Source organism: Jannaschia sp. Os4, from assembly GCF_016820245.1.
In the GTDB taxonomy this organism is placed as follows: domain Bacteria; phylum Pseudomonadota; class Alphaproteobacteria; order Rhodobacterales; family Rhodobacteraceae; genus Jannaschia.
Genome location: NZ_JAFCAR010000004.1, coordinates 678,957 through 702,638, shown reverse-complemented (window position 1 = coordinate 702,638; position 23,682 = coordinate 678,957). Strand labels below are relative to the sequence as shown.

Below are 23,682 nucleotides of genomic sequence, written 5' to 3'. Positions count from 1 at the left end.
AGGGAGCGGGAATGCCCGAAGGCGACCGCAGCGTGTTGGAGGTCCGCGACCTCAACACGGTTTTCAGGACCCGTGGCGGCGAGGTGCACGCCGTCAACTCCGTGAGCTTCGACGTGGAGCGGGGCGAGTTGCTGGGCGTGGTGGGGGAGTCCGGCTCGGGCAAGTCGGTGACGATGATGTCGCTGATCGGCCTGCTGCCGATGCCGCCCGCCGAGATCCGCTCGGGCGAGGTGCTGCTCGACGGGGAGGACCTGCTGAAGGTCTCGCCCAAGCGGCTGCGCGAGGTTCGCGGCGGCGAAGTGGGCTTCGTGTTCCAAGACCCGATGACGTCGCTGAACCCCGTCTTCCCGGTAGGCTTCCAGATCGCCGAGCCGCTCCGGCGGCACATGGGGATGACCAAGGCGCAGGCGCGCGAGCGCAGCGTGGAGCTCTTGGAGCTGGTCGGCATACCCGGCGCGCGGGGGCGGCTGGACGACTATCCGCACCAGTTCTCGGGGGGCATGCGCCAGCGGGTGATGATCGCCATCGCGCTCGCCTGCGAGCCGAAGCTGCTGATCGCGGACGAGCCGACGACCGCGCTGGACGTGACGATCCAAGCGCAGATCCTCGAGCTGGTGCACGACCTGCGCGACCGGCTGGGCATGTCGATCGTGTGGATCACCCACGACCTCGGGGTGATCGCGCAGATCGCGGACCGGGTGCTGGTGATGTATGGCGGGCAGGTGGTCGAGAAGGCGCCGGTCAAGCCGCTCTTCAACGATCCGCGCCATCCCTACACCCGCGCCCTGCTCAAGACGATCCCGTCGGTGACGGGCGCGCGTCAGCCCAAGCTGGAGACGATCGAGGGGCAGCCCCCGATCCTCGGCGCCGCGCCCTCGGCCTGCCCGTTCCGCGACCGCTGCCCGCTGGCCTTCGACCGGTGCCACCGCGAGAACCCGGCGCGGGAGGTCGTGGCGCCGCGCCACGACGTGGCCTGCTTCCACCCGTCCGCCCACGACCCGTCCAAGATCGGCGCGGAGGTGGCGGCATGACCGCTCTCGTGGAGGTCCGCGACCTCAAGATGCACTTCCCGATCCACACGGGGCTGCTGCGCCGCCAGACCGGCGCGGTGAAGGCGGTGGACGGCATCTCCTTCGACATCCGGGAGGGCGAGACGCTCGGGCTGGTGGGCGAATCGGGCTGCGGCAAGTCCACGGCGGGCCGCGCGATCCTGCGCCTCTACGACATCACCGAGGGCGAGATCGTCATCGACGGGCGCGAGATCGGGAGCGTGACGCAGGCGTCACTCCGCAAGGTCCGGCCCACCATGCAGATGGTGTTCCAAGACCCGCAGGCGTCGCTGAACCCGCGCATGACGGTGGCCTCGATCATCTCGGAGCCGCTCGACGAGCACACGTCCATGTCCCGCGCCGAGAAGCGTGAGCGGGTCTACGACCTGATGGACAAGGTCGGGCTGAACCGGCGCTTCGCCAACCGCTACCCGCACGAGTTCTCGGGCGGGCAGCGGCAGCGGATCGGCATCGCCCGCGCCTTGGCGCTGAACCCCAAGTTCATCGTCTGCGACGAGCCGATCGCGGCCCTCGACGTGTCGATCCAAGCGCAGGTGGTGAACCTGCTGGAGGAGCTGCAGGACGAGCTGGGGCTGACCTACCTGTTCATCTCCCACGACCTGTCGATGGTGCGGCACATCGCCGACCGGGTGGCGGTGATGTATCTCGGCAAGGTGGTGGAGCTGGCCTCGCGCGACGATCTCTACGCCCGTCCGCAGCACCCCTACACCGAGGCGCTGCTCTCCGCGGTGCCCGAGCCCGACCCCGCGCAGGCCGAGCGGCAGGGGAGCCGGATCGTCCTGCAGGGCGACGTGCCGAGCCCCGCGAACCCGCCCGAGGGCTGCAACTTCTGCACCCGCTGCCCCAAGGTGATGGACGTTTGCCGCCGCGTCGACCCCGCCTTCCGCGAGGTGGCGCCCGAGCAGTGGGTGGCCTGCCACCTGCACGACCCCGAACACGCGCCCGCGGGCGCGCCATGAGACGCCCCTCGGGAGGGGGGACCAAGCGGCCCGCCAGAGGCCGCGTCACGAGGCTCAACGAGCGACCAACTGGGAGAGACCACATCATGAAACTCACGACGGCACTCATGGCGACCGCCGCCGCCGTCCTGCCGCTTTCCGCGATGGCCGACGGCCACGAGGGCGAGCGCGGGCGCGACGGGCAGGTCAACATCATCTACTGGCAGGCGCCCTCGACGCTGAACCCGTTCCTGTCGGGCGGCACCAAGGACGTGGAATCGGCCTCGCTGATTGTCGAGCCGCTGGCCCGCTTCGACGAGACCGGCACGATCCAGCCGTGGCTGGCCGCCGAGATCCCGACCGTGGACAACGGCGGCATCTCCGAGGACCTGACGCAGGTGACGTGGAAGCTGCGCGACGACGTCGTTTGGTCTGACGGCACGCCCTTCACCTCCGCCGACGTCGCGTTCACCTACGAGTACTGCACCGACCCCGAGGGCGGCTGCGCGCAGGCGACCAAGTTCGAGAACATCGAGTCGGTCGAGACGCCGGACGACTTCACCGTGGTCGTGAACTTCGACACGGCGGTGCCCTATCCCTACACCGCCTTCGTCGGCGGCGAGTCCCCGATCCTGCAGAAGGCGCAGTTCGAGAACTGCGTGGGCGCGGCGGCCTCGACCTGCACCGAGGAGAACTTCGGCCCCATCGGCACCGGCCCGTTCGTGGTGGACGAGTTCCGCACCAACGACGTCATCACGCTTTCGGCGAACCCGAACTACCGCGAGGAGGGCAAGCCCGCCTTCCAGACCGTGAACTTCAAGGGCGGCGGCGACGCCGAGGCGGCGGGCCGCGCGGTCATGCAGACCGGCGAGTTCGACTACGCGTGGAACCTGCAGCTGGCCCCCGAGGTCATCGAGCAGATGGAGGCCGGCGGCCTCGGCACGCCCGTGGCGGGCTTCGGCCCCCTCGTCGAGCGCATCATGCTCAACTGGACCAACCCCGACCCGTCGCTCGGGCCGGACGAGCGCTCCGTCGTGCGCCCGCACCCGTTCCTGCAGGATCCGGCCGTCTACCAGGCCATGTCCATGGCCATCGACCGGCCGCTGCTGGTCGAGATCGGCTACGGGCAGGCGGGCCGCGTGACCTGCAACTGGGTGCCCGCGCCCGAGGCGTTCTCGTCGACCTCCATGGACTGCGACACGCAGGACCTCGAGGGCGCCAAGGCCATGCTCGAGGAGGCCGGCTGGGTCGACTCGAACGGCGACGGCGTGCGCGAGAAGGACGGCGTGGAGCTGCGCATCCTCTACCAGACCTCGACCAACGCCGTCCGCCAGGACTTCCAGGCGCTGATCAAGGAGTGGTTCGAGGAGATCGGCATCGCGACCGAGCTGCGCAACGTGAACTCGTCGGTGTTCTTCGGCGGGGACGCGGGGAGCCCCGACACGTTCCAGAAGTTCTACGCGGACGTGGAGATGTACGCGAACACCTTCAACGGGACCGACCCGCAGGCCTACCTGGGCAACGCGCTGTGCGACAAGGCGCCGACGCCCGCGACCCAGTGGCAGGGCGAGAACATCTCGCGCTTCTGCATGGAGGAGTACGACGCGCTCTGGCAGACCCTGTCCGAGACGGCGGACCTCTCCGAGCGCCAGCGCATCGCCAAGGAGCTCAACGACATGGCGGTGATGAACGGCGCCATGATCCCGCTGGTGCACCGCGGTCGCCTCTCGGCCCACGCCAACTCGCTGGGCGGCGTGAAGCTGAACGTCTGGGACTCCGAGCTGTGGAACATCGCCGACTGGTACCGGATCGGCGAGTGACCTGACCCCCGGGCGGCCCCTTCGCGGGGCCGCCCTACCTCCGCGTGGGCTTTCGCCCACCCTACGGACGGGGCGTAGGGTAGGCGAAAGCCCACGCCTCCCAACGGGACGCGTGGACCATGCTCACCTACACCATCCGACGCCTGATCTTCGCGGTGCCGACGCTGCTGATCATCGCCGCGATCATCTTCTTCCTGCTGGAGCTCGCCCCCGGCGACCCGATGGCGAACGTGCCGCTGACGGTGCCGTCCGAGGTGAAGGAGCAGATGCGCCAAGCCCTCGGCCTCGGCGAGCCCGCGCCCATCCGCTTCGTGCTCTGGCTGCGGCAGTTCTTCTGGATCGAGCCGCTCAACGTCGTCGACGCGCTGGTCGGCACCTCCTTCGCCGAGGGCGAGCTGCGCATCATCTCGTGGCAGAACCGCTCGCCGGTCTTCATCACCATCGCCGAGCGCATCCCCCAGACGCTCTGGGTGGTCGGCACCTCCTACCTCGTGGCGATCGCCATCGCGATCCCGATCGGCATCTACTCGGCCTACCGGCAATACTCGATGTTCGACCAAGCGGGCACGTTCGTCACGATGATCGGCTTCTCGGTGCCGCCCTTCTTCTCGGGCGTGCTCGTGATCCTCATCTTCGCGGTGCAGCTGAGGTGGTTCCCCTCGATCTACGACACCACGCTGGTGGTGAACTCGTGGGACGCCTTCGTGATGCAGCTCAAGCAGATGTTCCTGCCGGTCATGGTGCTGGCGCTGCAGATCACCTCGCAGCTGTCGCGCTTCCAGCGCGCCTCGGTCCTCGACAACCTCGGGCAGGACTACGTGCGGACGGCCCGCGCCGTGGGCCTGCCGGAGAAGCGGGTGATCCTCGTCCACGTGCTGCGCAACTCGCTCCTGCCGGTGGTGACGGTCATCGCGCTCTACGTGCCCGCCATCTTCTCGGGCGCGATCATCACAGAGCAGATCTTCAAGGTGAACGGGATCGGGCAGCTGCTGATCACCGCGCTGCAGGCCAACGACTTGCCGATGGTGCAGACGCTGACCTTCATCTTCGCCGTGCTCATCGTGGTGTTCAACCTGCTCGCCGACCTCGCCTACGGCATCCTGGACCCGAGGATCCGCTATGACTGATCCCCACGCCACCGAGCCCCTCACGCCGCAGGGCACCGGCGCGGCCGTCGTCACCGGCCCCGGCGCCGTCGGCTCGACCGAGGCCATGGCCGTCCCCGTCGCCGCGCGCAGCCAGTGGTGGGACGTCTGGGACCAGTTCCGCACCCACAAGGGGGCGCTGTTCGGGGCGGCCGTGTTCCTCGGCATCTGCCTGATGGTGATCGTCGGCCCCATGCTCTGGCCGCTCGACCCGACAGCGACGAACATGCGCGCCCGATACGAGCCGATCTCGTGGGCGCATCCGATGGGCACGGACCGGCTGGGCCGCGACACCTTCGCGCGCGTGATGGCGGGGGGGCGCATCTCGCTCGGCGTGGGCATGACGGCGATGCTGCTTAGCCTCGTGCTGGGTACGCTGATCGGAATGATGGCGGGCTACTTCAAGCGGCTCGACGGGCCGCTGATGCGGTTCACCGACCTGTTCCTCGCGCTGCCGCTGCTGCCGCTGCTGCTGGTGATGGTCATCCTGTTCCGGGAGCCGCTGGCCGCGCGGTTCGGGATCGAGACGGGCATCTTCATCCTCGTGGTCTCGGCCATCGGGGTGACGTCGTGGATGCAGACCGCGCGGATCGTGCGGGGCGACGTGCTGACGCTCAAGGAGCGGGAGTTCGTGCTGGCCGCGCGCTCCATCGGCACGCCGTCGGGCCGCATCATCGCGCGCCACATCCTGCCCAACGTGCTGTCGCCCGTGATGGTGTCGGCCACGCTGGGAATCGCCACGGCGATCATCACCGAATCGACGCTGTCCTTCCTGGGCCTCGGCTTCCCGCCCGACTTTCCCACGTGGGGCCGCCTGCTGTTCGACGGCGTGCCGCTGCTCGAGCGGAACCCGGGGCTGGCCGTCTGGCCGGGCCTGTTCATCAGCCTCGTGGTGCTGTCGATCAACTACGTGGGCGACGGGCTGCGCGACGCGCTGGACCCGCGGATCCGCGGGCGCTGAGCTAGAGCCAGCGCAACGCGTGGCGCAGGGCGTCGCGCGCGCCGGTCTCCAGCACCGGGCCGTGGGCCAGCACGAGGCGCTCGGCCTCCCAGCCGAGGATGCGGTCGCGCGCGGCCTTGGCGGCCACGCGGTCGCGGGTCGCCACGCGGAACTTGCGCGGCACCTCGGGGCGCGGGGCGGTCATCAGGTCGGCGCGGGCGACCCAGCGGCGCCAGCCCTCGAACCAGCGGGGCGAGAGCTGCTGGATCAGGTCGGCCACGAGCACCGTGCCGGAACGGCGGTGCAGCACCACGGCCTCGCGGGCGATGAGGGTAGGCCAGAGGGCGACCCCGAAGGCTTCGGGCAGGGCGGTGACGCCGTCGTCCACCCGCACCCCGTCGCCCCCCACCCCCGGCGCGGCCCAGAGGCGGGCGCGGGGGAAGAGGCGCTGCCAGTCGGCGAGCCACGTGTCGTGCAGGCGGGTGGGCGCGATCAGCCCGACCACCGGCCCCTCGGCCGCGACCATCCCGTCGAGCGCCTCCTCGACGGCGGGGGTCGGGTCGGTGGGGGACCAGACGACCAGCCCGCCCGCCGCGCGCAGCACGGCCATGCGGGTCGGGTAGGGGAACCCCGCCGCCGCGCGGACGGTCGGCCCCTCGTGGAGCCAGACCCCCTCGGCCAGCCGCCGCATCAGCCGGCGAGCTTGCCCAGCCGCGCCATCAGCGACGACGTGTCCCAGCGCCCGCCGCCCATCGCCTGCACGTCCTTGTAGAATTGGTCGATCAGCGCGGTCGCGGGCAGCGGCGCGCCGAGGTCCTCGCCGGCGGCGAGGCAGATGGCGAGGTCCTTGCGCATCCAGTCGACCGCGAAGCCGTGCTCGTACTCGCCCGCCAGCATCGTCTTGTGGCGGTTGACCATCTGCCACGACCCGGCGGCGCCGCCTTGGATCACGTCGATCACGGCCTCGCCGTCGAGGCCCGCCTTCTCGGCGAGGGTGAGGCCCTCGGAGAGGCCCTGCAGCAGTCCCGCGATGCAGATCTGGTTCACCATCTTGGTCAGCTGGCCGGCGCCCACCTCGCCCATGCGGCGGCAGGCCTTGGCGTAGGCCGCGATGACCCCTTCGGCGCGGTCGTAGTCGGCCTGCGCGCCCCCGCACATCACGACGAGCTGGCCGTTCTCGGCCCCCGCCTGCCCGCCGGAGACCGGCGCGTCGACATAGGCGATGCCACGCTCGGCCGCGGCCTCGGCCAGCTCCTTCGTCACCTGCGCCGAGACGGTCGTGTGGTCGACGAAGAGCGTGCCCGCCTCCATCCCCGCGAAGGCGCCATGCTCGCCGAGGCAGACCGAGCGCAGGTCGTCGTCGTTGCCGACGCAGGCGAACACGATCTCGTTGCCCTTGGCCGCCGTCTTGGGCGTGTCGCCGTGGGTGCCGCCATGCGCGTCGCACCACGCCTTCGCCTTCGCCTCGGTGCGGTTGAACACCGTCACGTCGTGGCCCTTGGCCGCGAGGTGGCCCGCCATCGGGTAGCCCATCACCCCGAGCCCGAGGAACGCAACTCTCGCCATGACGGCCTCCCTTCATTCTGCTGCCCTGCGGGGTTAGACCCCCCGCCGGGGTAGGGGTCAACCGAAGGGGCGCCGATGGCTGCGCTGTTCCGCTGGAGCTTCCGGATCGTCGTCGCGGTGCTGTCGCTGGCGGCCCTCGCCGGCGTGGCCGCGCTGTGGCTCGCGACGCGGTCCCTGCCGGACTACGACGCGTCCGTCGAGGTGGGCGGGATTGCCGCGCCGGTCGAGATCGTGCGCAACACCCACGACGTGCCCCACATCTTCGGCGAGTCGGAGGCGGACGTGTTCTTCGGCCTCGGCTACGCCCACGCGCAGGACCGGCTGTGGCAGATGACGCTGCTGCGCCGCACGGCGCAGGGGCGGCTGTCGGAGGTGTTCGGCGACGCCACCATCCGCACCGACGAGCTGCTCCGGCGGCTGGGCCTCTACCGCGCGGCGCAGGCCAGCGTGGCGGCGCAGGATCCGCAGACGATGGCGATGCTGCGCGCCTATGCCGACGGGGTGAACGCCCGCCTGCGCGTGGTGAACGAGGGCGCGGAGGGGCGCGGCGCGCCGGAGTTCTTCCTGTTCGAGCCGTCCATCGCGCCGTGGACGCCCGCCGACTCGATCGCCGTGGTCAAGCTGATGGCGCTGCAGCTGTCGGGCCACGCCTCCGAGGAGGTGCGGCGCGCGCGCGCCGCGATCGCGCTGGGCGAGGACGCGGACACGCGGCTGCAGGACCTGCACCCCGACATCCCCGGCGACGGTGTGGTGGAGATGGCCGCGCATCTGGCCGACGCGCCGACGCGGTTCGCCCGGGCGGAGCCGGACCCGATGCTCTGGCCGATCCGGCCCGCCGGCCTCGCGGGGGCGTCGAACTCCTTCGCGGTGGCCGCCGAGCGGTCGGCGATGGGCGGCGCGATCCTCGCCAACGACCCGCACCTGTCGCTGACGGCGCCCTCGATCTGGTACCTCGCGCGGCTGCAGCTCTCGACCGGGGGCGCGATCGGGGGGACCATTCCGGGGATGCCGATCCTGCTCGTGGGGCGGAACGAGCATGTCGGCTGGGGCCTGACGTCGAGCTACCTCGACGACCAGGACATCCTGATGGAGGAGCTGAACCCCGAGGATCCGACCCGCTATCGCACGCCCGACGGGTGGGCCGAGTTCGAGACCGAGCGGTCCATCCTCCTCGTGAAGGACCGCGACCCGGTGACGCTGACCCTGCGGCGGACGGTCAACGGGCCGGTCCTGTCGGGCTCGCAGTTCGACGTCGGCGCCGTGACGCCCCCGCGCCACGTCGCAGCGCTCTCGTGGACGGGGCTGTCGCGCGAGGACACCTCGCTGCGGACGGGGCTCGACCTGATGCGGGCCACCACGCTGGAGGAGGCGCGCGCGGCGGGCGAGCACTTCGTGGCGCCGTCGCAGAACCTCATGCTCGCCGATGCCGAGGGCGTCTCGATGCAGCTGATCGGGGCGATTCCCGACCGCGACGCGGCCCATGCCACCGAGGGCCGCATCCCCGCGCTCGGCTGGGAGGCGGCGAACCGCTGGCGGGGGACGAAGCCCTACGACGCCAACCCGACGTGGTCCGAGGGCGAGGACATGCTGGGCAACACCAACAACAAGCTGCTCGACGCGCCCTTCCCGGACCATCTGTCCCACCACTGGGGCGACAGCCAGCGGGTCCAGCGGATGCAGGCGATGATGGAGGCGCGCGCCGTGCACACCCGCGACAGCCTGATCGAGATGCAGCAGGACAGCGTCTCCGTCACGGCGCGCGCGCTGCTGCCGCTGGTGGGCGCGGACCTGTGGTTCACCGGCGAGGCGGCGGCGGCGGGGACGCCGGAGCGGCGGCGGCAGGACGCGCTGCGCATCCTCGGCGAGTGGAACGGCGACATGTCCGAGCACCTGCCCGAGCCGCTGATCTACGCGGCGTGGATGCGGGCGCTGCAGGACCGCCTGATCCGCGACGACCTCGGGCCGCTCGCGGACGAGTACCCGCGCCCCGAGCCGCTCTTCCTCGAACGGGTGTTCCGCGACATCGAAGGGGCCGGGGCGTGGTGCGACGTGGTGCAGTCGTCGCGGGTGGAGACCTGCACCGACATCGCGCGGCTGGCGCTGGACGACGCCCTGCAGGAACTGGAGGACGCCTACGGCGGCGACCCGCGCTCGTGGCGCTGGGGCGACGCGCACGAGGCGCGCCACGACCACCCGGTCCTCGGCGACCAGCCGGGGCTCGGCCTGATCGTGAATATCCGGCAGTCCACGAGCGGCGGGGACCACACGCTGCAGCGCGCGCGCACGAGCGGGGAGGGGGACGCGCCCTACGCCAACGTGCACGCGGCCGGGTATCGGGGCGTCTACGACTTCGCGGACCCGGAGAGCAGCGTGTTCATCATCTCGACGGGCCAGTCGGGGCACCCGCTCTCGCGGCACTACGATGATCTGGGCGAGCTCTGGCGGCGCGGGGAGTACATCCCGATGACGCTGGACCCGGACCTCGCGCGCGCGGGCGCGGTGGGCGTCACGACGCTCCGGCCCGCCGAGTAGCGGTCACTCCGCCGCCCGCGGCGTGCCCCGGTGCCCGTCGTCGACCGCGTCCTCGTGCTCGTGCGACGGGTGGACCTCGCCGATCGTGTCGTCCTCGTCGCCGAGCAGGAAGTTGGCCGCGTAGCCGTGGATCAGGATCGAAAGGACGATGGTGACGGCGGCGATGCGCCAGATCGCGTCGATGTCGGCGAACTCGGCGTGGTTCTGCGCGTAGGCGATGTAGAACACCGAGCCCATCCCGCGGATGCCGAAGAAGGCGACGGCCCGGCGGCTCATGTCGGTGCAGTCCAGCCGCCACAGCCCGATCATCCCGGCGACCGGGCGGAGCACGAGGATCATGGCGAACGCGAAGGCCACCTCCTGCCAGCGCAGGCCCGCCAGCGCCCCGGAGCCGACGAAGGTGCCGAGCCAGAGGAGCAGGAGCGCGAGCAGGATCGCCTCCAGCTGGTCCGCGCCGTGGTGGACGAACTTGGTGTAATCGTCCTCGGCCTTGCCGCGCGACCGCGCCCGTCCCGCGCGGGCGGCGAAGAAGGCCGCGAGGAAGCCGTAGCCGTCCACCGCCTCCGTGATGCCGTAGGCCAGCAGGGTGACCGCGAGGACGGTGACGACGGCGTTCCACGCGCCTTGGCCGCCGTCGCCCAAGGGGGACAGAACGATCTTCGAGAAGAGCCAGCCCACCGCCCAGCCGACGGCGATGCCCATGACGATGCGGTAGGCGAAGTCGAAGCCGAGCCATCCCCAGAGCCACGCCTCGCCCTCGGTGGCCTGCGCGACGCCGTAGGTGGCGGCGTGGATGGCGAGGTAGACGAAGGGGAAGGCGAGGCCGTCGTTCATGCCCGCCTCGGCGGTGAGCGCCACCTCCATCGGCTCCTCGGCCTCGCCCGGCGGCGAGACCTGCACCGAGCGGGCGAGCACGGGGTCCGTCGGCGCGAGGCAGGCGGCGAGCAGGAGCGCGCCGGGGATCGTCAGCCCGAGCCAGTGGTCGCCCAGCAGGTACACGGCCACCATGGTGAGCGGCATGGTGATCCCGAGCAGTCGCCACGCCGCGTTCCAGTTGCGCCAGTTGCCGACCGTGTCGATCGCCAGCCCCGCGCCCGCGAGGCTGATGATGACGATGAGTTCGGAGGCGTGCTCGATCACGAGGGTCTGGAGGCCGCCGTCCAGCGGATCGATCACCGCCATGGCGACGCCGCCGAAGAAGGTGCCGACGATCACGTAGATGAGGGGCAGGTTGAACAGCTTGTAGCGCCCCAGCGCCGGCTGGAGCGTGAGGCCGAACAGGGCGAGCCCGATCACGGTGTAGAAGGCGTCCCTCGGGTCGAGGGTCGGGATCAGGTCGGTCACGTGCGGCCCTCCGGCGTCGGTGGGACAACGGGGGAGGGACTCGCGGGTTCCGTGGGGCTCTCGCGGTGGTCCCCCGTGGGGGAAGGAAGATCGGCGCCGCGTCCCGTCGGGTTTTCCCCGGGAGGGACGGACGAACCTTGCTGCCCTGCCACGCTGGGGTGGCCTGGTCGTCTTCGAGGCCGGCCGACGAGGCGACTCCCGTGGAAGCCCGTCGGGGTCCGTCATGATCCTGTCCAGGGTCTCCCCCGGTGCGCGCAGGAAGGGTGATCGGGGCGAGCAGCTAACAATGGGTTAACGCCACGGGGCGTGCGAAGGGATGACGTAGGGTGGGCGACAGCCCACGCGTCCTGTGGGTCTCCCCCGACACAACGCCGTCCGGCGAGGGGCGACGCGTGGGCTTTCGCCCACCCTACGAGGGAGGTCCTTGGACCGAGCCCGAAGGCGACGGAGCGCGAAAGGCCGACGACAGGCGCGACTAGAGCGTCCGGCGCGGCTCGCCCGTCAGGTGGCGCATCCGGGCCATCACGTCGACGCCCATCTGCTCCAGCAGGCCGACCGTGTCGTTCGGCAGCCAGTTCTCCGCGATTAGGCCCTTCTCGAACCGGTAGAAATCCATCACCCGGAACCGCAGCCGCCGCCCCGTCGCCGCGACGCCCATGTAGTCCGCCCCCGTGTGCGTCAGCCCGACGTCGCCCCCGGTCACCGCGAAGGGGCCGCAGCCGGCGCGGACGAAGTGGCCCAGCCCCTCGCGGTCGGGGAAGGCCCGCAGGAAGGGAATCTGGTGATGGGCGCGGAACCCGTCGACGCCCCGGCTCGCGCCGATGTTGCCGGCGGCCCAGTACATGAAGTCCGGCGCCCAGTGGCGCATGTCGATGCTTTCCAGCGTCCCGTCGAACGCGTGGAACGCCTCGTGCATCTCGAGCACGCGGGCGAGGTTGGCCGCGCCGGCCTCGGGGTTCGCGCGCAGGCGCAGGCCGCGCCCCCCGGACGGCGCGGGCCACATCCTCGGCGTCCCCGTGGACGGCCCGAGGGGCCAGCAGCCGGCCTGCCGCATGAGGCCCGCCACGTCCCACACCAGCCACGAGCGGACGAGGCGCCCGCGCTCGAAGGCGTGGGCCTCGCCATAGGTCAGCTCGACCACGCCGCGGGTGGGCGGGATCCCCGCCAAGGGCTCCCGGAAGGTGCCGACGTAGCGGCCGAGCGCGGCCACCACGCGGGGCGCGCGCGGGCCGTCGACGCGGGCGTCGGGCGCGTTCGCGCCTTCCAGCAGGATGTCGTCGCGGCGCTCGCCGTCGGGCAGGGCGCGGCGCAGCCCGTGCCAGACGCCCGCCGCGCCCATCCCGGACAGGGTGCCCCACGGGGCCGAGGCCTCGGCCGCGTAGCCCGGCGCGAGGACGGAGAGGTCCCCGCGCGCCAGTCGCTCGAGGAGGGTCTTGGCGGCTGCGGCGTCCGTGACGGCGGGAGGGCCGTCGCTCGCGGCGGCGGCCTCGTCTGTGCGGTCCATGTCGTTTCCTCCCCGCCCCCGCTTGCCGCTGCGACCCGCCCCTGTCTAGGGTGCCCCGAGACCGGGAGGGACCATGGCGGAAATCCGATTGAAGCGCGTGACGAAGCGGTGGGGCGACTTCGTCGGCGTGCAGGAGTTCGACCTGACCATCGCGGACCGCGAGTTCCTCGTGCTGCTCGGGCCGTCGGGTTGCGGCAAGACCACGACCATGCGGATGATCGCGGGGCTGGAGGATCCCTCCTCGGGCGAGATCTGGATCGGCGACCGGGAGGTGACCGACCTCGACCCCAAGGACCGGGACGTGGCGATGGTGTTCCAGTCCTACGGCCTCTACCCGAACATGAACGTCAAGGAGAACATCCGCTTCCCCCTGAAGGTGCGGAAGGTGCCCGAGTCCGAGCACGAGGCGCGCATCGCCAAGGCCGTGGCCACCACCGAGCTGGAGCCGTTCCTCCACCGCAAGCCCGCCGCGCTCTCGGGCGGTCAGCGCCAGCGCGTGGCCTTGGCCCGCGCCATCGTGCGCGAGCCGCAGGTCTTCCTGATGGACGAGCCGCTGTCGAACCTCGACGCGAAGCTGCGCGTCTCGACGCGGGCGCAGATCAAGAACCTCAGCCACGAGCTGCAGGTCACGACGATCTACGTGACCCACGACCAGATCGAGGCGATGACCCTCGCCGACCGCGTGGTCGTGATGGAGAAGGGCGTGGTCCAGCAGGTCGGCACGCCGACGGACATCTACGACCACCCGGCCAACACCTTCGTCGCCTCGTTCATCGGCAGCCCCGCGATGAACCTGATGGAGGGCGAGATCGTCGACGGGACGTTCCGCGCGGACGGCGTGGCGATCCCCGGCTTCTCCGGCCACGCAGGCAAGGTCGTCTGCGGCTTCCGGGCCGAGGACGCCTCCGTCGCGGCGGACGGGGCGGGCGAGGTGTCGGCGCCGGTCTACACCATGGAGCTCTTGGGCGACTCGACGATGGTGACGGTAAAGGCGGGGGGCGCCTTGGTCGCGGTCAAGGCCGACAAGGAGTTCCGCGCGCCCATCGGCGCGCCGTTCTCGGCCCGCGTGCCCGCCTCGATCTGTCACCTGTTCAGCGCCGAGGACGGCGCCCGCATCGACGGGCGCGGCGCCCCGGTGCCGCAGGACGCCGCCGATCCGGGCGTGGGCCACGCGCCCCGCGCGCTGGGCGTGCCGACGGGGAACTAGGGCGGGGCCTCGCGCCGCTCATAGCGCAGCACGCCCGCCTCTCCGCCGCCGCCGTCCGACGGATGGTCGATCCCGTCGTTGACGATCACCGCGTCGAGGTCGAATGGCGAGCACCCTTCGAGGCATGCGAGGTTGACGCCCAGCTCGTGGGGGTTCGAGCGGCGCCGGTGATGGGTGTAGATGCCGCAGGTGGCGCAGAAGTAGTGCCGCGCCGTCCCGGTCCCCCAGCGATACTCCGTCAGGTTCGCCTCGCCTTCGACGAAGGTGACCCCGTCCAGCGGCGCGGTGACCGCGACGGCCCCCCGCGCGGCGCAGAAGGAGCAGTCGCAGCGGCGCGCGGTCCTCAGCCCGTCCGACAGGCGGACGACGAAGCGGACGGCGCCGCAGTGGCAGGCGGCTTGGATCGGGTCGGACATGGCGGCAGGGTAGCCCGTCGGGGCGGCGGTGTCGCGGGAGGGGACGCATGGAAGTGACCGCGGACGTGGTGGTGGTCGGCGCGGGCGCGGCGGGGGCCGTCCTGGCGGGGCGCCTCCGGGCGCTGCGCCCCGACCTCGACGTGCTGGTGCTGGAGGCCGGGCCGACGGACCGCCACCCGCTGGTGGCGGTGCCGTTCGGCCTCGTCTGGCTGATGGGGTCGCGGCGGGACTGGCGCTACCGCACGGTGCCGCAGGCGGGCCTCGGCGGGCGGCGGGTCAAGGTTCCGCGCGGCAAGGGGCTGGGCGGGTCGGCCTCGATCAACTCGATGGTCTGGTTCCGCGGGCGGCGCGACGACTTCGACCATTGGGGGCCGGGCTGGGGCTGGTCCGACGTGGAGGGCGCGTTCGAGGCGGTGGAGGCGGCCCTGCGCCCCGCCCGCCTGCCGGACCCGCACCCCCTGTCGGAGGCGCTCGAGCGGGTCCATGGCGGCCCCGTCGATCCTGAGCGCGTGTCGTCGGGCGTGTTACGGACCAACATGGCGCGGGGACGGCGGCATTCGCCGGTGCGGGCCTTCCTGCGCGGCTCCGGCGCGCGGGTGCTGACCGGGGCGGAGGTCGAGCGCGTCGAGATCGCCGAAGGGCGCGCGCGGGCCGTCCTCCTGTCGGACGGACGACGGGTGGGCGCGCGGGCGGGGGTGGTCCTCGCGGGCGGCGCGATCGGGTCGCCCGCCATCCTGATGCGCTCGGGCGTCGGGCCGCGGGCGCAGCTGGCGCGGCACGGGATCGGCGTGGCGGCGCAGGCGGAGGGCGTCGGGGCGAACCTGCACGACCACCCGGCGGTGGCGGTGCATCACGAGGGACCGGGGTCCGGCTACGGGCTGACATGGGGCCAGATGCCGGGCTGGGCGATGGCGCCGCTGGCGCTGGCCCTCGGCCGCGGGCGGCTGACGTCGAACACCGTCGAGGCGGGGGCCTTCCTCGGGGAAGGCGATCGCCCCTTCGCGCAGATCCACTTCATCCCCGCGCGGCTGGGCCATGAGGCCGCCATCGGCTGGGGCGCGGGCTACTACGCGGACGTGTGCCTGATGCAGCCGCGGTCGCGCGGGCGGCTGACGCTGTCGGGGCCGCGGGCGTCCGACGCGCCGGAGATCGACTTCGGGCTGCTCGCCGACGCGCGGGACCGGGCCGACCTCAAGCGGGCGCTGGGCCTGCTGCGGGGGATGCTGGACGGGGCCCCGTTCGGGCGTCGGCGGGCGCCGGAGGTGTTCCCCGGGGCCGGGGCCGACCTCGACGCCCATCTCGATGCGCGGGTCGGGACGGCCTACCACCCGGTCGGCACCGTCGCGCTGCAAGGGCCGCTCGACGATCGCCTCGCGGTGCGGGGGGTCGACCGGCTTTGGGTCGCGGACGCGAGCGTGATGCCGCGCATCACCTCGGCCAACACGAACGCGCCGTCGATGATGATCGGCTACCGCGGCGCGGGGATGGTCGCCGAGGGCCTCGGCGACCGCTGATCGTCAGCGCCGCTTGAGGACGACGAGGCCGCTCGCCTCGCGCGGGCGGCCCGCGGTCACGGCGTGCCACGCGGCGGCCCGGGCGTGGGCCTCGGCCCGGTGGACCGGCATCCGGAAGGCGGCGCGCGTCAGCGCCCGGTCGTAGGCGCGCTCGTAGCGATACGCCTGGTCGAGGGAGAGCAGCGCCGTCTCGCCCCCGTGGCGGACCATGCGCACCCGACCCTCGCCCGGCGGGGGCGCGTCGAAGGGGCGCGTGACCTGCGCGATCGGCGGCGTGTGGGTGAGGACCGGCACGTCGGCGGCGGCGGGCGCGACGGGCAGCGCGAGGGCGAGGGCGGCGGCGGCGAGCCCCCTCACGACGAGCGGTCCCGCCCGATCGGGTTCTCGATCTTGTCGTCGTCCCCGAAGCGGCGGTCGTCGGTAAGCGCGTCCTCGCCCTCCGGGATGTAGCGCTCGGACTGCATCACGGCCGCGTTGTCGTTGACCGGCTCGGCGTAGGCGTCGGCGGGCAGGGGGCCGTCGAGGAACTCGTGCAGGGTCTGCTGCGCCTCGGCGGGGGTCGTGCCCTCGCCCTCGGCGATGCGCTTGGCCAGCGCGGCGGTCGAGCCGTCCGCGTCCTCGAGGTCGCCATCCGTGAGCGAGGGGAAGCGGTCCATCAGCGGGTCGCGGTAGGGCACCCAGTTCTGGCTGAAGTCCTGTCGGGTCATGCGCGGTCTCCTTCGGGGATCGAACGCCCCGGCGGGGGGGCGGTTCCGAGGGCGGCGACCATCGCGGGGGCCTCCGCCGCGCGGTCGAGCGGCAGCACGCGGGCGACGTGATCGTCGGGTCGGATCAGCACCGCGCAGCCGACCCGCGCGAGGCCCCGGCGCTCGAAGATGTCGTCGCCGGGATCGGCGGCGTAGACCCGGTGCGGATCGGCGAGGCCGTGGGGGCCGGTCCGCGGGCGCAGCAGGGCGGGCAGCGCGGGGTCGTCCCCCGGCGCGGCGAGGAGCGCGTGCACGTCGATGCCCGGCGTCGTGGACAGCGCGGCGCAGGGGGCCGTGAGGGCCTCGGCGTTGGGCGCCACGAGCAGGAGGCGCCAGCGCCCGTCCGCCCCCCACCCGTGCGCGAGGGACATCGGGCGGGAGTCGGCGAGGCGGATCACGGGGGCGGAGTGGAGGCGCATCCCCTCGACCCAGCCGCGCGCGAGGTCCGCATGCGCCCCGTCCCCCGTCAGCGCGGAGGGGGCGTAGCGGGTTTCGACCCCGGCGGCGTAGCGGACGTGGCGCTTGAAGTAGGCGCCGAAGGTGGCCGCCTCCTCCGCCGTGCGGGCGGGGGTGGAGAAGAGGCGCGCCATCTCCTCGTCGAAGGCGATGAGGTCGGCGGCGACCGCGCGGCGCTCGGCCTCGTAGCTGCGCAGGAGGGCGGGGCGGGCGCGGCCCTCGAGCACGTGGGCGAGCTTCCAGCCGAGGTTGAAGGCGTCGGCCATCGAGACGTTCATCCCTTGGCCGGCCTTGGGCGAGTGGGTGTGGCAGGCGTCGCCCGCGATGAACGCGCGCGGATGGCCGCGGCCGTCGTCGAACCCGTCCGCGAGGCGCTGGCCGATCTCGTAGGCGGACCACCAGACGACCTCGCGCACCTCGAACCCGTGGGGGTCGAGCACGCGGGCGGCGTGGGCGGCGATGGCCTCGGGGGTGACGCCCCGGTCGGCGGCCCGCTCGCCCTCGGCCAGCGGCCCGAGGTCGACGTAGACGCGGGTCATGAACCCGCCCTCGCGCGGGATGATCAGGACCGAGCCCGCCTCGGACTGCACGGCGGCCTTGCGGCGGATGTCGGGGAAGTCGGTCTCGGCGAGCACGTCCATCACGCCCCAGAGCTGGCGGGCCGCGCGCCCGTGGAGGGTGCGCCCGATCGCGCCGCGCACGGCGGAGCGCGCGCCGTCGCAGCCGACGACGTACTTCGCCCGGAGGGCGCGCGGGCCGTCCGGCGCGTCGAAGAAGGCGTCGACGTGGTCCTCGGCGCGGTCGAGCCCGGTCAGGGTCCAGCCGTAGTCCGGCACCACGCGCGGGGCGGCCGCCTCGGCCAGCAACTCCTGAAGGCGGGCTTGGCCAAGGATGACATGGGGCATCTCGGACAGGTCGTCGGGCACGTCCGGCATCCGCTCGGCGCGGGCGATGCCGCCGCCGGGGGCGGGGCGCCAGAAGCAGACCTCCTCGACGTGGTAGGCCTCGTGCGCGACGCGGTGCGCGAGCCCGAGGCCGCGCAGCATCTCCATGCTGCGGCAGGCGATGCCGTCGGCGCGTCCCAGCGCGAGGGGGCCGTCCGCGCGCTCGGCGAGGCGGACGGACAGGCGGGGGAAGGCGGCGAGCTGCGCGGCGAGCACGAGGCCGGCCGGGCCGGCCCCGACGATCAGGACGTCGCAGGCCTCGGGCGGGGGCGTCATGCTTCCGCCTCAGGCGAACATCGCGCGCAGGTCCACCGTGGACCGCGCGCCGAGGTCGTCGAAATGCGCCGACAGGAACCGCTCCGCCGCCCCGCGCCCGGCGGCGCGGAGCTGGTGGATCACGGCGGGGTTGGGGACGATCTTCGTGGCGACGGAGAGCTGCCGCATCAGGCCGTCATCCGCCACCATGTGCACGAGGACGTCCTTCATCGCGCCCTCCGGAATCGTGCCCTCGTGGATCAGGCGCTGGACGAAGTCGATCGCGCGCAGCTCCCGCAGGAGCGAGGTGTTGAAGCTGATCTCGTTGATGCGGTTCTGGATGTCGGCGGCGGTCGTCGGCACCTCCGCACGCTCGAGCGGGTTGATGTTCACCACGAGAACGTCGCGCGGCAAGTCGTTGACGAACAAGGGGAAGAGGGCCGGATTCCCGGTGTAGCCGCCGTCCCAGTAGGCCTCGCCGTCGATCTCGACCGCCGGGAACAGCGTGGGCAGGCAGGCCGAGGCGAGGATGGCGTCGGACGAGATCTCCCCGTCCTCGAACACCCGGATCTTGCCGGTGCGGACGGAGGTCGCGCAGACATGGAGGCGCGGCCCCCCCTCCGGCGTGCAGACGTCGTCGAAGTCGAACCGCTCCACGATGCGGCGCAGGGCCTGGGACGTGAACTCCGGCGTGGAGTAGGGCGAGATCCCGCGCGAGAGCATGTCCCAGATCATGTAGGGCGGCGACATCTCGATGGCCTTGGACACGGCGCGGGGGGACCATGCCTCCAGCCAGCCGTCCCAGTGGCCGTCCTCCTGCGCGCCGACCTGGTCCCAGAGCCATGCGAGGTTCTCGCGCGCCCCGTCCCGCCCGCCCTTCACCAGCCCCGCCTTGAGCGCGGCCCCGTTGAGCGCGCCCGCCGAGGTGCCCGAGATGGCGGCGACCTCGATCCGCTCGTCGTCGAGGATCGCGTCGAGCGCCCCCCACGTGAACGCGCCATGCGCGCCGCCTCCCTGCAGGGCGAGGTTGATCCGCTTGGTCATGGGGCGGCCTTCGACTGGTTGACGCGCGCCGACAGCGCCTCGGGCGGCTCCTCGCGCTCGGAGTAGCGGTCCAGCAGCACGCCGTGCAGGTCGCGGGTGAGCCACGTGAAGCGCACCAGCTCCTCCATCACGTCCGCGATGCGGCGCTTGAGGGGGCCGTCGGCCAGTCGCCCGGCCTCGTCGAACTCGTCCCACGCGCGGGGCAGGGAGGACTGGTTGGGGATCGTCAGCAGCCGCATCCAGCGCCCGAGGATGCGGAGCTGGTTGACGGTGTTGAACGACTGCGACCCGCCGGAGACCTGCATCACGGCCAGCGTCTTGCCCTGCGTCGGGCGCACGCCGCCCAGCGAGAGCGGGATCCAGTCGATCTGGCTCTTCATGATGCCGGTCATCGCGCCGTGCCGCTCGGGCGAGGACCAGACCATGCCCTCGCACCACGTCGCCGCCTCGCGCAGCTCCGCCACCTTGGGATGGTCGGCCTCGGCCCCGTCGGGCTGGGGCAGGCCGCGGGGGTCGTAGAACCGCACCTCCGCCCCGAGCCCCACGAGCATCCGCGCGCCCTCCTCGGCGGCGAGGCGGGAGAACGAGCGCTCCCGCAGGCTGCCGTAGAGGATCAGGATGCGCGGCCTGTGGCTCGACCGGATCGGCGCGCGGAGGTCGTCCGGGTCGACGGCGCGGTAGCCCGCCAGCCCGTGATCCGCGTCGGTCCAAGGGCTCACAGCGCGGTCCAGCCGCCGTCCACGCTGATCGTCGTGCCGGTGATCTGCGCGGCGTGGTCCGAGCACAGGAACACCGCCGTGCCGCCGAGCTGCTCGGTGGTGGCGAACTCCTTGGACGGCTGGCGGGTCAGCAGCACCTCGCGCACGGCTGTCTCGCGGTCCATGCCGTACTTCTCCATGGTGTCGGGGATCTGCGACTCGACCAGCGGGGTGAGGACGTAGCCGGGGCAGATCGCGTTTGCGGTGATCGGCTCCTCCGCCGTCTCCAGCGCGATCACCTTGGTCAGGCCCACGACCCCGTGCTTCGCCGCGACGTAGGCGGACTTGTAGGGCGAGGCGGTGAGCCCGTGGGCGGAGGCCACGTTGATGACCCGGCCCCAGCCCGCCGCGCGCATCGTGGGCACCGCGACCGCCGCCGTGTGGAAGGCCGAGGAGAGGTTGATGGCGAGGATCGCGTCCCACTTCGCGGTCGGGAACTCCTCGATGCCCGCGACGTGCTGGATGCCCGCGTTGTTCACGAGGATGTCGCAGGCGCCCGCCTGCTCGACGAGGCCGCGCGCCGCCGCCCCGTCCGACAGGTCCGCCGCGATGTAGCGCGCCTTCGTCCCGGTCTCCGCCGCGATCTCCTCGGCCAACGCGTGGTCCTCGTCGCGGTCCGTGTAGGAGTTGAGCACGACGTCCGCGCCGGCGCGGGCCAGCTCGCGGGCCATGCCCAGCCCGATGCCGGAGTTGGAGCCGGTGACGATGGCCGTGCGGCCGGAGAGGGGAGCGGTCATGGAGGCACCTGTGCGTGTCGCGGACGGAAGGGGAATGCCCCGTCCCGGTGCCGCGTTCCAGAGGCGCCGGACCTTCCGCCCCGTGCCCGTTTCCAGTGCAGGCCTGCCGCGCCCGCAGGCGGACGCGACGTCCTGCCGCCCCCGCGCTTGATGGCGAATCGGCTCTTTGCTAGCTCATCGGCGAGGGTGATTCGCGCATAGGTTGACGACCCGATCCGCTCCGGCGGCCTGGGGGCGAAGTCCGCCGATCAGAGCGGGCGCGACGACCGGCGCGGGCATGTCGAGCGGATGGGAGATTCGCGAGAAAACGCAAGCATCGTTGGGTTTCGGGGCGATCCGGGACATCTCCGGGATGCCGCGCAACTGCCGTCGCCTCCAAAGAAAAAGACGCCGACACGAGGTCGGCGTCCAGTCATTGAGGCAGGTTTCATACAGGCAAGAAACCTATCGAGCAGTGGGTCAAACATAGACGTTCACGTCATAGAGTCCAAGCACAAACTCGCGCGCCGGATTCACGGGGTTTTGAAGGGCTTGCCCGCCCCGGTTAACGCGGCTTCAACGATCCCCAAACGAGGGGAGAGGATCGAGCCATGCAACCCACCACGACGACCCTGCGCGCCGCGACCGCCGCGCTCCTGCTGGCGGGGGCCGCGGGCGCCCCGGCTTGGGCCGACGGGCACGGCATCGCGCTCTACGGCGAGCCCGAGATGGAGCCCGGCTTCGCGCACCTGCCGCACGTGAACCCGGACGCCCCCAAGGGCGGCGCGTTCTCGGACGGGCAGGTCGGCAGCTTCGACAGCCTCAACCCCCACATCCAGAAGGGCCGGGTGCCGTGGCAGCTCCGGTTCCTCGCCTACGAGACGCTGATGCACCGCTCCTACGGGGAGCCGTTCACCAACTACGCGCTGCTCGCGGAGTCGGTCGAGGTCTCCGAGGACGAGACGCAGGTGACCTACACGCTCGACGCGGACGCGCGCTTCTCGGACGGCACCCCCGTCACGCCGCAGGACGTGATCTGGTCGTTCAACATCCTCGGGCAGGAGGGCGCCCACGGGCGCTACCGCGGCGCGTTCAACCGGGTCACGGCGCTGGAGCAGGTCGGCGAGCGCGGCGTGCGCTTCACCATCGACTCGCCCGACCGCGAGCTGCTGATGATCCTCGGGATGCGCCCCGTGATGAAGGCCGCGCAGTGGGAGGGCCGCGAGGAGGCCTTCTTCGAGAGCGGGCTGGACGAGGTGCCGATCACCTCCGCCCCCTACGTGATCACCGACGTCGACGCCGGCCGCTTCGTGGAGTTGTCGCGGAACGAGGGCTACTGGGGCGCGGACCTGCCCGTGCGGGTCGGGACCAACAACGTCGACACGATCCGCATGGAGTTCTTCGGCGACGCCACCGCGCATTTCGAGGCGTTCAAGGCGGGCGAGCTCTCCACCTTCCGCGAGACGAACGCCGCGAAGTGGAACCGCGACTACGACTTCCCCGCCGTGCAGTCGGGCGACGTGGTCCTGTCCGAGATCCCGCACCAGCGGCCCACGGGCATGACCGGCCTCGTGATGAACACGCGCCGCGCGCCCTTCGACGACTGGCGCGTGCGGCAGGCGATGATCGAGGCCTACAACTTCGAGTACATGAACGCGGTGCTCAACGACGGCGCGCTGCCGCGGATCACCTCCTACTTCGCGAACTCGCCGCTCGGGATGCAGGACGGCCCGGCCGAGGGGCGCGTGGCCGAGCTGCTGGCGCCCTACGCCGACGACCTGCTGCCCGGCACGCTGGAGGGCTACGCGCTGCCCGAGACGAACGGCGAGGTCGCCAACCGGGGCGGCCTGCGCCGCGCCACGGCCCTCCTCGAGGAGGCGGGCTACGTGATCGGCGACGACGGCGCCCTGCGGGGGCCGGACGGCGCGGTCGTGACCTTCGAGATCATGCTGCCGCAGGGCTCGTCCGAGGTGGCGTCCATCGTCGACATCTACACCGAGGCGCTCAAGCGGCTCGGGATCGAGCCGACGGTGACGTCCATCGACTCCGCCCAGTTCAAGGAGCGGACCACGGCCTTCGACTTCGACATGACGTGGAACGTCTGGGGCGTGTCGCTGTCGCCCGGCAACGAGCAGCTCGCCTACTGGGGGTCCGAGGCGGCCGGCCAGGAGGGCAGCCGCAACTGGATGGGCGCGACCGACCCGGCCATCGACGGCATGGTCGAGGCGATGCTCTCGGCGGACACCCAAGAGGACTACGTCGCCGCCGTGCGCGCGCTGGACCGGGTGCTGACGGCGGGGCGCTACGTGATCCCCACCTCGCACAACCCGATCAGCTACCTCGCCCACGCGGACGAGCTGCAATATCCCGAGACGCTGCCGATCTACGGCGACTGGATCGGGTTCCAGCCGGACGTGTGGTGGATGACCGAGTGAGCTTGGGGGCGGGCGGTCACGTCCAGTGGACGTGGTCGCCCCCCGGCAGCGCCGCCCGCGCCCGCACCAGATCCTCGGCGGCGAGGCCGTTCTCCTCGCAGAAGGCGCGCGCCGCCGCGTCGTCCGACATCACGAAGTCGAGCACCGCGCCGAGGAACGCCGGATCGGCGGCCCCGGCCCTCACCGTGTCGAGGTCGGCCCCCGTCGCGCCCGCGAAGGCGCCGAGGCGGTCCGTCTCCGCCAGCCAGCCGAGCGCCTGCAGCCCCAGCATCTCGGCGCGATCCTGCCCATGGTTCCCCTGCATGCGTCTCCCTTTCGTCACGAATGCGAAA

21 protein-coding genes are annotated in these 23,682 nt (G+C 72.1%); 9 read left to right on the top strand and 12 right to left on the bottom strand.

Annotated elements, in window-relative coordinates:
• The first annotated feature begins 11 nt into the window (after positions 1–11).
• The 5 genes from JQC91_RS12335 to JQC91_RS12315 all read left to right on the top strand — a co-directional run bounded on the left by JQC91_RS12335 (position 12) and on the right by JQC91_RS12315 (position 5,934).
• On the top strand, positions 12–1,031 hold the full coding sequence (locus JQC91_RS12335) for an ABC transporter ATP-binding protein (protein ID WP_203287104.1): 1,020 nt from the start codon (positions 12–14) through the stop codon (positions 1,029–1,031).
• Entirely contained in the window at positions 1,028–2,029 is a 1,002-nt protein-coding gene (locus JQC91_RS12330) for a dipeptide ABC transporter ATP-binding protein (RefSeq protein WP_203287103.1), read from the top strand. The genes JQC91_RS12335 and JQC91_RS12330 overlap by 4 nt, the downstream gene beginning before the upstream one ends.
• A gap of 86 nt (positions 2,030–2,115) precedes the next feature.
• Positions 2,116–3,828, top strand: a complete 1,713-nt coding sequence (locus tag JQC91_RS12325) for a peptide ABC transporter substrate-binding protein (RefSeq protein ID WP_203287102.1) — start codon at positions 2,116–2,118, stop codon at positions 3,826–3,828.
• Positions 3,829–3,947: 119 nt separating this feature from the next.
• Positions 3,948–4,955: an ABC transporter permease gene (locus JQC91_RS12320; protein ID WP_203287101.1), complete on the top strand. Its 1,008-nt coding sequence runs from the start codon at positions 3,948–3,950 to the stop codon at positions 4,953–4,955.
• A gap of 85 nt (positions 4,956–5,040) precedes the next feature.
• Complete coding sequence (locus tag JQC91_RS12315; RefSeq protein WP_238941544.1) at positions 5,041–5,934, top strand: ABC transporter permease; 894 nt, start codon at positions 5,041–5,043, stop codon at positions 5,932–5,934.
• Between the two features lies 1 nt (position 5,935).
• On the opposite strand, the gene JQC91_RS12310 is transcribed toward JQC91_RS12315, so the two are convergent.
• On the bottom strand, positions 5,936–6,604 hold the full coding sequence (locus JQC91_RS12310; RefSeq protein ID WP_203287099.1) for a DUF4336 domain-containing protein: 669 nt from the start codon (positions 6,602–6,604) through the stop codon (positions 5,936–5,938).
• Complete coding sequence (locus JQC91_RS12305; RefSeq protein WP_203287098.1) at positions 6,604–7,479, bottom strand: NAD(P)-dependent oxidoreductase; 876 nt, start codon at positions 7,477–7,479, stop codon at positions 6,604–6,606. Before JQC91_RS12305 ends, JQC91_RS12310 begins: the two co-directional genes overlap by 1 nt.
• A 75-nt stretch (positions 7,480–7,554) precedes the next feature.
• Here JQC91_RS12305 and JQC91_RS12300 point away from each other — a divergent pair, with 75 nt between their 5' ends.
• Positions 7,555–10,011, top strand: a complete 2,457-nt coding sequence (locus JQC91_RS12300) for a penicillin acylase family protein (protein ID WP_203287097.1) — start codon at positions 7,555–7,557, stop codon at positions 10,009–10,011.
• 3 nt (positions 10,012–10,014) lie between these two features.
• Here JQC91_RS12300 and JQC91_RS12295 read toward each other — a convergent pair whose 3' ends face one another.
• Positions 10,015–11,355 (bottom strand): cation:proton antiporter, encoded by a 1,341-nt coding sequence (locus JQC91_RS12295; protein ID WP_203287096.1) that lies wholly within the window; start codon positions 11,353–11,355, stop codon positions 10,015–10,017.
• Positions 11,356–11,830: 475 nt separating this feature from the next.
• Positions 11,831–12,859: an ester cyclase gene (locus JQC91_RS12290; RefSeq protein WP_203287095.1), complete on the bottom strand. Its 1,029-nt coding sequence runs from the start codon at positions 12,857–12,859 to the stop codon at positions 11,831–11,833.
• Positions 12,860–12,932: 73 nt separating this feature from the next.
• Here JQC91_RS12290 and JQC91_RS12285 point away from each other — a divergent pair, with 73 nt between their 5' ends.
• Positions 12,933–14,066: an ABC transporter ATP-binding protein gene (locus JQC91_RS12285; RefSeq protein WP_203287094.1), complete on the top strand. Its 1,134-nt coding sequence runs from the start codon at positions 12,933–12,935 to the stop codon at positions 14,064–14,066.
• Here the strand turns inward: JQC91_RS12285 and JQC91_RS12280 are convergent.
• Positions 14,063–14,482 carry a GFA family protein gene (locus JQC91_RS12280; protein WP_203287093.1) on the bottom strand — a complete coding sequence of 140 codons (420 nt, stop codon included), beginning with the start codon at positions 14,480–14,482 and terminating at the stop codon, positions 14,063–14,065. The two genes, JQC91_RS12285 and JQC91_RS12280, sit on opposite strands and share 4 nt — an antisense overlap.
• Positions 14,483–14,529: 47 nt before the next feature.
• Here JQC91_RS12280 and JQC91_RS12275 point away from each other — a divergent pair, with 47 nt between their 5' ends.
• A complete protein-coding gene (locus JQC91_RS12275) occupies positions 14,530–15,996 on the top strand; it encodes a GMC family oxidoreductase N-terminal domain-containing protein (RefSeq protein WP_203287092.1) in 1,467 nt (488 codons plus the stop codon).
• A 3-nt stretch (positions 15,997–15,999) separates the two neighbouring features.
• Here the strand turns inward: JQC91_RS12275 and JQC91_RS12270 are convergent, their stop codons facing one another.
• Genes JQC91_RS12270 through JQC91_RS12245 form a run of 6 tightly spaced genes read right to left on the bottom strand, consistent with a single transcriptional unit; the run spans position 16,000 to position 20,936 of the window.
• Positions 16,000–16,353, bottom strand: coding sequence for a hypothetical protein (locus tag JQC91_RS12270; protein ID WP_203287091.1), 354 nt, complete (start codon positions 16,351–16,353; stop codon positions 16,000–16,002).
• A complete protein-coding gene (locus tag JQC91_RS12265; protein WP_203287090.1) occupies positions 16,350–16,703 on the bottom strand; it encodes a hypothetical protein in 354 nt (117 codons plus the stop codon). The genes JQC91_RS12270 and JQC91_RS12265 overlap by 4 nt, the downstream gene beginning before the upstream one ends.
• A complete protein-coding gene (locus tag JQC91_RS12260; protein ID WP_203287089.1) occupies positions 16,700–18,418 on the bottom strand; it encodes an FAD-dependent monooxygenase in 1,719 nt (572 codons plus the stop codon). The genes JQC91_RS12265 and JQC91_RS12260 overlap by 4 nt, the downstream gene beginning before the upstream one ends.
• 9 nt (positions 18,419–18,427) lie before the next feature.
• Positions 18,428–19,441, bottom strand: a complete 1,014-nt coding sequence (locus JQC91_RS12255; protein ID WP_203287088.1) for a patatin-like phospholipase family protein — start codon at positions 19,439–19,441, stop codon at positions 18,428–18,430.
• A complete protein-coding gene (gene arsH, locus JQC91_RS12250) occupies positions 19,438–20,130 on the bottom strand; it encodes an arsenical resistance protein ArsH (protein ID WP_203287579.1) in 693 nt (230 codons plus the stop codon). Before arsH ends, JQC91_RS12255 begins: the two co-directional genes overlap by 4 nt.
• A 26-nt stretch (positions 20,131–20,156) precedes the next feature.
• Positions 20,157–20,936 carry a 3-hydroxybutyrate dehydrogenase gene (locus JQC91_RS12245; protein ID WP_203287087.1) on the bottom strand — a complete coding sequence of 260 codons (780 nt, stop codon included), beginning with the start codon at positions 20,934–20,936 and terminating at the stop codon, positions 20,157–20,159.
• A 590-nt stretch (positions 20,937–21,526) separates the two neighbouring features.
• Between JQC91_RS12245 and JQC91_RS12240 the strand changes: the two genes are divergently transcribed.
• On the top strand, positions 21,527–23,350 hold the full coding sequence (locus JQC91_RS12240; RefSeq protein WP_203287086.1) for an extracellular solute-binding protein: 1,824 nt from the start codon (positions 21,527–21,529) through the stop codon (positions 23,348–23,350).
• 16 nt (positions 23,351–23,366) lie between these two features.
• Here the strand turns inward: JQC91_RS12240 and JQC91_RS12235 are convergent, their stop codons facing one another.
• A complete protein-coding gene (locus JQC91_RS12235) occupies positions 23,367–23,654 on the bottom strand; it encodes a DUF3572 domain-containing protein (protein WP_203287085.1) in 288 nt (95 codons plus the stop codon).
• Between the last annotated feature and the right edge of the window lie 28 nt (positions 23,655–23,682).

Bases quoted from the DNA above. Each gene is read 5' to 3' on its own strand.
- JQC91_RS12280 (WP_203287093.1), bottom strand. From the start codon at position 14,482: ATGTCCGACCCGATCCAAGCCGCCTGCCACTGCGGCGCCGTCCGCTTC.
- JQC91_RS12315 (WP_238941544.1), top strand. From the start codon at position 5,041: ATGGCCGTCCCCGTCGCCGCGCGCAGCCAGTGGTGGGACGTCTGGGAC.
- JQC91_RS12235 (WP_203287085.1), bottom strand. From the start codon at position 23,654: ATGCAGGGGAACCATGGGCAGGATCGCGCCGAGATGCTGGGGCTGCAG.
- JQC91_RS12330 (WP_203287103.1), top strand. From the start codon at position 1,028: ATGACCGCTCTCGTGGAGGTCCGCGACCTCAAGATGCACTTCCCGATC.
- JQC91_RS12240 (WP_203287086.1), top strand. From the start codon at position 21,527: ATGCAACCCACCACGACGACCCTGCGCGCCGCGACCGCCGCGCTCCTG.
- JQC91_RS12325 (WP_203287102.1), top strand. From the start codon at position 2,116: ATGAAACTCACGACGGCACTCATGGCGACCGCCGCCGCCGTCCTGCCG.
- JQC91_RS12300 (WP_203287097.1), top strand. From the start codon at position 7,555: ATGGCTGCGCTGTTCCGCTGGAGCTTCCGGATCGTCGTCGCGGTGCTG.
- JQC91_RS12335 (WP_203287104.1), top strand. From the start codon at position 12: ATGCCCGAAGGCGACCGCAGCGTGTTGGAGGTCCGCGACCTCAACACG.
- JQC91_RS12290 (WP_203287095.1), bottom strand. From the start codon at position 12,859: ATGGACCGCACAGACGAGGCCGCCGCCGCGAGCGACGGCCCTCCCGCC.
- JQC91_RS12305 (WP_203287098.1), bottom strand. From the start codon at position 7,479: ATGGCGAGAGTTGCGTTCCTCGGGCTCGGGGTGATGGGCTACCCGATG.
- JQC91_RS12275 (WP_203287092.1), top strand. From the start codon at position 14,530: ATGGAAGTGACCGCGGACGTGGTGGTGGTCGGCGCGGGCGCGGCGGGG.
- JQC91_RS12320 (WP_203287101.1), top strand. From the start codon at position 3,948: ATGCTCACCTACACCATCCGACGCCTGATCTTCGCGGTGCCGACGCTG.
- JQC91_RS12310 (WP_203287099.1), bottom strand. From the start codon at position 6,604: ATGCGGCGGCTGGCCGAGGGGGTCTGGCTCCACGAGGGGCCGACCGTC.
- JQC91_RS12255 (WP_203287088.1), bottom strand. From the start codon at position 19,441: ATGACCAAGCGGATCAACCTCGCCCTGCAGGGAGGCGGCGCGCATGGC.
- JQC91_RS12285 (WP_203287094.1), top strand. From the start codon at position 12,933: ATGGCGGAAATCCGATTGAAGCGCGTGACGAAGCGGTGGGGCGACTTC.
- JQC91_RS12265 (WP_203287090.1), bottom strand. From the start codon at position 16,703: ATGACCCGACAGGACTTCAGCCAGAACTGGGTGCCCTACCGCGACCCG.
- JQC91_RS12260 (WP_203287089.1), bottom strand. From the start codon at position 18,418: ATGACGCCCCCGCCCGAGGCCTGCGACGTCCTGATCGTCGGGGCCGGC.
- JQC91_RS12245 (WP_203287087.1), bottom strand. From the start codon at position 20,936: ATGACCGCTCCCCTCTCCGGCCGCACGGCCATCGTCACCGGCTCCAAC.